The organism is Fortiea sp. LEGE XX443, from assembly GCF_015206815.1.
Taxonomy (GTDB): Bacteria; Cyanobacteriota; Cyanobacteriia; order Cyanobacteriales; family Nostocaceae; genus Nostoc_B.
The window spans coordinates 20463-29623 of record NZ_JADEXZ010000071.1 but is presented as its reverse complement, the minus strand read 5'-3'; the positions used below and the strand labels follow the sequence as shown (position 1 = coordinate 29623).

Genomic DNA, 9161 nt, shown 5'->3' with positions numbered 1-9161 from the left:
CTAATTCACATTTGTTACTGGGATTCAATCATTTAATTGCAGCCATGAATCAATTTAAACCCTTTTATGCTTCTGGATGATTTAGCTCCTGAACTACTTGCTTATTCCGGAAAGTGACAGAAGAGGGCTAAGCAAAAACATCCCCATTCACAGGAATCACTAGTCATGGGTTTGGCGGCTGGTGGTTCTACAGTAAAACAGGTAATTAACCAAGTCGGGAGTGTAGCACCAGAGCATTTTGCCCATGCTCAAGCGCTATTGTCGCAGTTACCAGAATCTCTACGTTTGGGTGTAAGAGAACAACAAAGCGCAACTGCTACTGTGTTGGCTTTGGCTTTGGAAAATGAAAATCAAGCTATCAGAGAACGCCAAATAATTTGGCTACGTGAAGTGCAGCCTGCTGATTTAGTCGAAAAGATTTTGGCATTCAATAGCGAAGTTAGTCAATTAGATCCTAAGCTGCGCTTACCACTGTTGGATTTGACAATCCCTGCATTACGTCAAGGATCTGCCACAGATTGTAAAAGACTGTGTAAATGTATTCACGGTTTAGTTATAGTCAATCGTAATTTATCACTGTGGTATTTTGTGTTGCAATTGGTGTTGTGGCATCGTCTTCAGCCTTGCATCAATCCCACAGCCTCCATATCTGTAGAGTTCAATTCTATGGAACAAATTTGGACAGAAAGCATACAAGTGCTTTCTGCACTAGCACGGGTGGGACATTCTCAAGCAGATACAGCAGCTTATGCTTTTCGTTGTGGGTTGTTTCGCTTGCCTGGAGCCGGACGCAAAGAAATATCAGATATGCTGGTTGAGTATAATTTTGCAGATGTTAAAAAAAGTATTGAGCGTCTGCGCCTAGCTAGTCCTAAAATTAAGCAAGCGATCGTTGATGCTTGTATCCATACAGTTCTTGTTGATCATAAAGTTACTCCACAAGAGGCAGATTTGCTGAGAGCGATCGCCATGACTCTAGACTGTCCCATACCTCCATTTTTAAATCCTCAACGTAGTATTTCTCAGAAGAAATAATCTTTTTTAATACCAAACTAGGCAGCTTAAGTTGTAATTCATTGCTGAGTTTTGGTAATTTTTGTAACATTACCTCGGAAATTAATTTTGATTAACAAGTATCACAGTGTACACAAAATTATTTTTTCCTGCATAATCTAATTAAAAAAATTTGTCAAAATTTCTATTTAGTCAGCAATCCCGAAATTTGATTGCTATATTGTATTAAATAACTATGTAGCTAATTATGGGAAAAGCTGTGCGTGATGATTTACATGGTTTAGCAATTAGTCAAAAGGAATTACAACAATTGACTAATTTACCTGTCAAATATCAACTAGTTTTAATTACTAATCCTCTGAAAGAGTTTAGCAAGCAACTTTTATATAAAATGAAAGGCTCTGAAGGCGCTACTGTCGTTTTTATTAGCTTTTCTATATTTGTTTTTATTTATCTAATTTTTGATATTATTATTAAGTTGTTTGCAACTTGGTTAACTATTCCATCCTGGATATTATTATTATTGCTATGTTTTGTTGGTAGTGCTGTAATACAGCTAATTTTTTATTTGCTGTGGCGCAACATTCTGAAAATATTAAAAGAGAATATGACCAATTCTCTGCACATCCTCTTAATTGATGTTGATAGATATAATGCAGTAATTAAAGCAATAGATATTAATGATCAAATAGAAGCGGCTGGTAATCCCGAAGTTAGTATTAAGGAAAGAGAAAAAGTAATTGAAGCATTGCAACTCACCAGAGCAGATTTAGTACGCGCTTTGAAGACAGAAAGAATTTTACGAGAAAATAAGAATTTTATTATTGGCAATGCTGAGTTATTTGTGAATAATTTAGCAACTTTAGCCACAATGCAAGTTACAGAAAAAGCTACCGAGCATGGCAAGCTATTGAATGAAGCATTGCAGATTGCATTAGATGTGCAGTATGAAATGAAAAAGCTCCAAAGTCAGGGCTGAAGGTTACATAACTTCTCGATTCAGGGCAAAAACCGGGTAATCTTACTAAGAAGGGCGATCGCCAACTTGTAAAGTAGACTCACAATATTGATGATATCTATCCACCTCTTGCTTTTTCTTGCGATAATTCCCAAGGGGTATGCTCTGTTCTGGTTCTTCCAAGGGGGATAGATGACAATCAAGCGATTGGTTTTAATATTTTCGACGTTGTTAGCAATCGGGTTAGCCACTTTATCTTTAGTCAGTAGTTGGCAGAAACCTCAATTTCAAAGTCGTCTGGAACTTTATCAAACAAATATTTCTCTGCAAGCCCAAGCTTGGCAACCAGAAGATGGTAGTGGTGAGAATTTTCCCATGATTCGCCAAGCCATACTTGAAGATCAGCCCCTGGAAAATGCCACCAAGCAATATCAGGAGGCGCAAAAATCAGTCGAAGCTAATCTAGATAAAGTTAAAAACCAACTTGCACAGCTAGGTTCTCAATCAAAGATTACTCCTTCTCCTAAACCCCTACCAGAAGACAATTTTGATGCTGACACTTCTCCTGAAGTCAAACTGCAACAGTTACAGCAATCTTTTAACCAACAGCAAAAATTACTAGCTGAATTAGATTTGCGCTTAGGAATTTTGCAAGCAAAACAAGGAAAACAAGAAGCAGCACTCAAAACTTGGAGCGAATTACAACAGCCAGTCGAAACAAATAACTCAACACTCAGCCCTGAATTTCGAGATACGGCTGCTGTCTTAAGTGGACTCTGGAGTAATCCTCCCCGCATCCTACCCAATTCCCAACAGTTGATTCAAAAGAATTTAGATGGTTGGTTCCGCTACACTGCTTTAATTCAGCTATACCAACTCCAGCAACGTCAAGAATCTTTATCGGTAGTTAAAGCCGAACAACAAGAAGCGGCTGCTCAAGCTGTGTTTAAACTAACCCTCATCGGCACTGCACCAGCCTTAGCCGCGTTAACAGGCACAATTTTACTAATTTTCTTATTTGCTCAACGCTTGCTCAAAGGCAAAGCTGCCCTTATAAGTCAAAATGCTGATGTACCTTGGTCAACTCCTTGGGATGGAGATACGATTTTACAGGTTTTTGTCCTGGGTTTTTTCTTTATGGGGCAATTGTTAGTACCCTGGATTTTGTCGCAACTTCCTATTCCTCGCCCTGTTGGTAATGTCCGACTTCAGGCTTTGTATGTCTTAATCAGTTATATGTTAGTGGCTTCAGGGGCGTTGTCGGTATTGTATTTTTCGGTGAAAAGATTTTTCCCCCTACCTGAATTTTGGTTTCGCTTCCGCTTACAAGACAAGTGGTGGTTGTGGGGACTGGGTGGTTATTGCACCGCTTTACCTGTTGTGGTGGTGGTATCGTTGATTAATCAAAAGCTATGGCAAGGACAGGGTGGTAGTAATCCGTTATTGCAACTGGCGCTAGAAAGTCAAGATTCTGTGGCACTGGGGATATTTTTCTTTACAGCTGCGATCGCTGCACCTTTATTTGAAGAAATTTTATTTCGCGGTTTTTTGCTGCCTTCCCTAACTCGTTACATTCCTGTATGGGGATCAATTCTGGTGAGTAGTTTGTTATTTGCTATCGCTCACCTCAGTTTGTCAGAAGTTTTACCACTCACCGCCTTGGGGATCGTCCTTGGGGTAGTATACACGCGATCGCGCAATCTCCTCGCTCCCATGCTGCTCCACAGTCTCTGGAATAGTGGCACTTTACTTAGTCTTTTTCTTTTAGGTAGTGGTAACTAATAAAACGTTAATTATACGGTTGCAGTAGCAAAAAATATCTGATTTTATCTGCGTAGGTCATGATTTTTCACTGGGAATTACTAAATCAAGTATTCAGTGAATACTGACTCAAATTTAACTATTATTGATGACAAGGAAAATTTCAACAATACTGTCAAATAGATGACAAAACTTCTAGATAAATATTTAGTATTATCTAGATAGTTAAAGCTATTCTTCAGATGCTGATTGCCTATCTGTGCCAGATGTGACAGGCAATATTGAATGATGAATTCAGTCCTTACCAATAGGAGTTGTGAACTACAACTAAATAATGTATTCAGTGTTACTTTAGTTCACTGAAGCCAAGATGGCATTATTTTCTAGCTGATGGATCTATGTCATCTGTCTCCAATTTAGACCTTTACAACTAAATTGGAATCCTATCATTGCAGTCACATAAAAAAGTCCGGAAATAACATTAATGGGCTTGTAGAAAATGGTATTATACATCGTTTTTTGCTGATACTGGGGGTTCATTCTTCTCTAGAAAAATCATACCTAAGAATCTGCAAAACTACCGCCTTTGGTGTAATAATCACAATTAAATACATTTATCAAGTAGCTTGCTAGTTCCTGGCTAAAAAGTCATTGCTTTTATTACTTATATTTGTAATTTTTTCTTTAAAGTATCGACATATTTATTGGGGCATAAGTCAGGTGTATACTAACAAAACATCAGTTAAATAAACATTTATTCCGAGCCTACTAGTTATAGGCAGAGAATAAAAAGTACGGAAAAACTAGGCTTTTCACGCTCGATTCTTCTAAGTTGAAGGTTGAGAGAGGGAGTAAATCAAATATATAAAATTAGCTTTAACTAATAACTAAAAATTTATTTACTTCTTCCTATTAGAAGAAAAATTTGATTTTTTTACCTAATCTTTAAGGAGTAACAATCATATGGCAAATCTCAATACCAGTCATCCCAATAAACAGCTTCTAGCTGGTTACTGCGGAATAATTTTTGGAGGCTTTGGAGTTCATAAATTTATTTTGGGCTATAATCCAGAAGGCTTTATTATGTTGGCTATATCTATAGTTGCAGGAACTTTCACCTATGGAATTGCCTTGATAGTTATGCAACTTATAGGTCTAATCGAAGGAATGATTTATTTAAACAAATCCTCGGAAGAATTTGTCGATACTTACTTCGTTAATAAACAGCGTTGGTTTTAAGATATGGAGTGAATATAGCTATTGCAAAGTTGTTGTTACCATCCTGCATTAGCAAACACTCTGGCACAATCACTATATTTTGATTGAGATGCTAAACCGGAAACGTAAACAACTTACCTGGGCAGTATTTCTACTGGTGGGTGTGGGATATGTCAGCGCGATGTCCAATTTTGAAATCCATTATTTTTGGAAAAGCCTGATTATTGTCATGCCAATCCAGCTAGGAACTGCGATTTACATGGCTCATCTGCGCTGGAACCGCAGTTGAAACAAAGCTAAAAGCGACAAATAAAGAAAATTAATGTTATTTACATTCAGTCATAGTTCCAGATTTCGCCTACGCTCGAATTAGAGACGCTTTTAGTCAGGCGTTGAATGTTCGTAGCGAATCCAAAAACTTGCCATGCAACTTGTGCCGAAAACGAACCTTAACCCAGAACTAGCCCCAACATCAGAGACAATTATTCTGGATGTGGGCGGTATGAAGTGCGCTGGGTGTGTAAATGCTGTGGAACGTCAGCTAACTCAATATCCGGGAGTTAGGACAGCCTGTGTGAATCTGGCGACGGAAGTAGCAGTCGTAGAGTCAGAAGTTGGAGTGGTAGATCCGGAGGCGCTGGCAAAGCGATTAACCACCGCTGGATTCCCAACGCAACTCCGCAAAGCCAGTAACCAAGTCGCTTTCGATGATTCAACACAAAGGCAGCGCCAAGAAATGCGTGAGGCATTCAAACAGTTGGCGATCGCTGCTATATTGCTGGTGTTATCAGGAATTGGGCATTTCAGCAGCATCACTGGCTCAAAATTGCCCATACTGGACAACATCTGGTTTCACTGTGGACTGGCAACAGTTGCAATATTGATTCCTGGTCGTCCTATCATCGTTGATGGTTGGCTGGGTTGGCAGCGGAATGCCCCCAATATGAACACCTTAATTGGATTAGGAACCCTGACAGCTTACACTGCTAGTTTAGTAGCGCTGCTATTTCCCCAAATGGGTTGGGAATGCTTCTTTGATGAGCCGGTGATGATGTTGGGCTTTATCCTGCTAGGCAGAACATTAGAGCGACAAGCCAGAGGACGAGCAGCCTCTGCCTTTAGACAATTACTCGCACTGCAACCACAAATAGCACGGTTGATCCCCAACCCAGACCCAGAAAAATGGGGAGTCGGTTCTAATAGTCTAGAAATTCCGGCTGAACAAGTGCGGGTTGGAGAGTGGTTGCAAGTATTACCAGGAGATAAAATTCCTGTGGATGGTGAGGTTCGCTTTGGCCAGACGACCATAGATGAGTCGATGTTAACAGGCGAATCCGTACCTGTGAGCAAGCAACTAGGAGATATAGTCACAGCCGGAACCCTAAACCAGTCAGGTGCGATCGCAATTCAGGCAACCCGTACAGGCAAAGATACCACGTTGGCACAAATTGTCGCCTTAGTAGAAACAGCCCAAACCCGCAAAGCACCTGTACAGAAATTAGCCGATACAGTAGCAGGTTATTTCACCTACGGCGTGTTGACAGCCTCTGTGTTGACATTCGTTTTTTGGTACTTTTTCGGCACTCACATCTGGCCTGATGTCACCATGTCCAGTGGTGTGGAAATCATGAGTCACGCTGCTCATAGCCAACACTCAGCAATGCCACTTGCTACAACGGAGGGAACCTCACGCCAGTTCGCTCAAGTCGGGAAACCCGCCCACGCGACTGGCTCCGCAACGCAGTGGCTCCTCAGCACTCAACACGCTGCTCAACTCCCGCTACCGCTAACAGCACTCAGCACTCAGCACTCAGCACTTCTAACTAGCTTAAAACTAGCGATCGCCGTTATGGTAGTTGCTTGTCCCTGTGCTTTAGGACTAGCGACACCTACAGCCATTCTTGTCGGCACTGGTATAGGCGCAGAAAGGGGTTTATTAATCAAAGGTGGTGACGTTTTAGAAAAAGTTCACCAACTAGATACGGTGGTATTTGATAAAACTGGTACTCTCACCACAGGTAATCCCATCGTTACCGATTGCCTTGAGGTTTCCCACTCCCCACTCTCTACTCCCTACTCCCTCATACAAATAGCCGCCGCAGTTGAAAGTGGCACATACCACCCCTTAGCCAAAGCAATTCAGCAAGAAGTACAGCGGCAGCAGTTATCGATCCCCAATGCCGTAGATTTCCATACAGAACCAGGATTGGGGGTGTCTGCGGTTGTAGATCAGACAATAGTACTGTTAGGTAATCACGATTGGTTAAGTTGGCATGGAGTTGCTGTCAATGAAATCACTCAACAAGAGATTCAACGACTAGCGACAGCAGGAAAAACAGTTGTTTGCGTAGCCGTTGGCGGCACTTTAGCCGGACTCATTGCTGTTCAAGATACTCTCAGACCAGATGCACAAGCTACAGTTGACAAATTGCACCAAAAGGGTTTAAGGGTAATGCTACTCAGTGGCGATCGCCCAGAAGCGGCTAGTGCGATCGGCAAACAGCTAGGATTAGATAGTGCTGATGTCATAGCAGGAGTTCCCCCTGGCAAAAAAGCGGCTGTCATCCAAGAATTACAGACAAAATCTGCCTCTAAAGTGGCAATGGTTGGAGATGGCATTAATGATGCTCCCGCCTTATCCCAAGCAGATGTCGGCATTGCTTTATACTCTGGCACAGATGTGGCAATGGAAACCGCTGAAATTGTCTTGATGCGCGATCGCTTAAGTGACGTTGTAGAGTCAATTGGGCTGAGTCGTGCCACATTCAACAAAATCCGTCAGAATTTATTCTGGGCTTTTGCATACAATACTTTGGGTATTCCTTTAGCAGCAGGTGTTTTGTTACCCACTATGGGTTTTGTCCTCAGTCCATCTAACGCTGCTGCACTCATGGCTTTTAGCTCAGTTAGTGTTGTCACTAACTCCATACTCTTACGAAGACTAGCGCACCGTCTATAAAAACTGTGATTGATCCTAAGATTGCAAACCAAATGTTGGTTTTTACCAACTCAGGTTAAACTAAATCGGTAGTTAGGTGTTAGACATTTCATAGAGTAGAACATTCGTGTTCTACTCTTGTCAGTCAGTATGGCTTTCAAGCTTGTTAGAGTTATTACCACAGACTGTAGTGCGCGAGAATGACGGTAAACAATAATAAACAAACATTAATTAATCAAAATTCCGCTGATAGTGACAACAATATATCAATGACACCAGAAACTAATGAAAACCATCTACTGATTCTTGAAGACGACCAGGGTCGCAAGGAATTTCCTCTAGAAAATTCCGTTTACTCTATTGGCAGAGATCGTGATTGCAACATCCGGTTAGTTTCTCAGTTTGTCTCTCGCCGTCATGCTACCTTAGTGAGACTGCCAAGAGAACAAAACAGTCATAGCTATTACTATCGGATTGTAGATGGTGACGCTAAAGGTAAACCCAGCGCCAACGGTTTGATGATTAACGGGCGCAAAATACCGGCTCACGATTTAAAAAACGAAGATGAAATCGTTTTTGGCCCTCAAGTACGTGCCATCTATTATCTATTAAAAAATACTCAGCGCTCAGGGCAAACCGACTCCAGCGAATATGATATTACCCTAATCAATCCTGGCATGACCGAGGATACAGAAGACATAGAAGAGTAAAAACAAGCTAACTCAATCAAAAGTCAAAAAGCTTTAAAATAATGCTTTTTACTTATTTATCATGGTTGCTCTATCTACGACGCGCTGTACTAGCTATCTCTGGGTAAAGCTAGTACAGCAAACATCCTCACCAAAAGCAGAAATACCTAATTATCCAGCAAGACTTTCAATTAGATGCCAATGACGACTCTCTTCGATCGCCTGCTTCACAAATTCAAACATTTGTCGGCAGTGATTATAAACTTGGAGTGGTAGTTCCTCGTTTTTAATCACAATACTCATCCGGGTTTCTGTTTCAGTAGCGGTTGATTTATCAATGAATACTTCCACCTTGACCAACTTGGAAAATGAAACACTACCAGGAATCTCACGCGCCAGAATGTAATCGGGGTTGTAGTACTGAATTTCTAAATCACAGTCCTGTAAAAGGTCTAAAAGTAATGGCTGGAGATGGTCAATAGGAATAGAAATCGTAAATGAACAGGTATAGCGAGCCATAATAGCCCCACCCCTTGCAACACTCCGTCCATCGTATAATACCGAAGCCTCTAAACGGCAAATC

General features: G+C 41.0%; 8 protein-coding genes. 7 read left to right on the top strand and 1 reads right to left on the bottom strand.

Going from position 1 to position 9161, the window contains the following annotated elements; translation table 11 throughout:
- Positions 1–165 precede the first annotated feature (165 nt).
- From IQ259_RS21585 to IQ259_RS21555, 7 genes are all read left to right on the top strand, one after another.
- Positions 166–1035, top strand: a complete 870-nt coding sequence (locus tag IQ259_RS21585) for a hypothetical protein (RefSeq protein ID WP_193888039.1) — start codon at positions 166–168, stop codon at positions 1033–1035.
- 226 nt (positions 1036–1261) lie between these two features.
- The gene (locus IQ259_RS21580; RefSeq protein WP_193888038.1) at positions 1262–1993 is read left to right on the top strand and encodes a hypothetical protein; all 732 of its coding nucleotides are present in this window, start codon (positions 1262–1264) and stop codon (positions 1991–1993) included.
- A gap of 171 nt (positions 1994–2164) precedes the next feature.
- Complete coding sequence (locus IQ259_RS21575; protein ID WP_193888037.1) at positions 2165–3754, top strand: CPBP family intramembrane glutamic endopeptidase; 1590 nt, start codon at positions 2165–2167, stop codon at positions 3752–3754.
- A gap of 942 nt (positions 3755–4696) precedes the next feature.
- Positions 4697–4972 (top strand): TM2 domain-containing protein, encoded by a 276-nt coding sequence (locus IQ259_RS21570; RefSeq protein ID WP_193888036.1) that lies wholly within the window; start codon positions 4697–4699, stop codon positions 4970–4972.
- A gap of 88 nt (positions 4973–5060) precedes the next feature.
- The gene (locus tag IQ259_RS21565) at positions 5061–5240 is read left to right on the top strand and encodes a hypothetical protein (RefSeq protein WP_193888035.1); all 180 of its coding nucleotides are present in this window, start codon (positions 5061–5063) and stop codon (positions 5238–5240) included.
- A gap of 135 nt (positions 5241–5375) precedes the next feature.
- A complete protein-coding gene (locus IQ259_RS21560; protein ID WP_193888034.1) occupies positions 5376–7910 on the top strand; it encodes a cation-translocating P-type ATPase in 2535 nt (844 codons plus the stop codon).
- Between the two features lie 179 nt (positions 7911–8089).
- On the top strand, positions 8090–8599 hold the full coding sequence (locus IQ259_RS21555) for an FHA domain-containing protein (protein WP_193888033.1): 510 nt from the start codon (positions 8090–8092) through the stop codon (positions 8597–8599).
- Positions 8600–8749: 150 nt separating this feature from the next.
- On the opposite strand, the gene IQ259_RS21550 is transcribed toward IQ259_RS21555, so the two are convergent.
- Positions 8750–9097, bottom strand: coding sequence for a hypothetical protein (locus IQ259_RS21550; protein WP_193888032.1), 348 nt, complete (start codon positions 9095–9097; stop codon positions 8750–8752).
- Positions 9098–9161 lie beyond the last annotated feature (64 nt).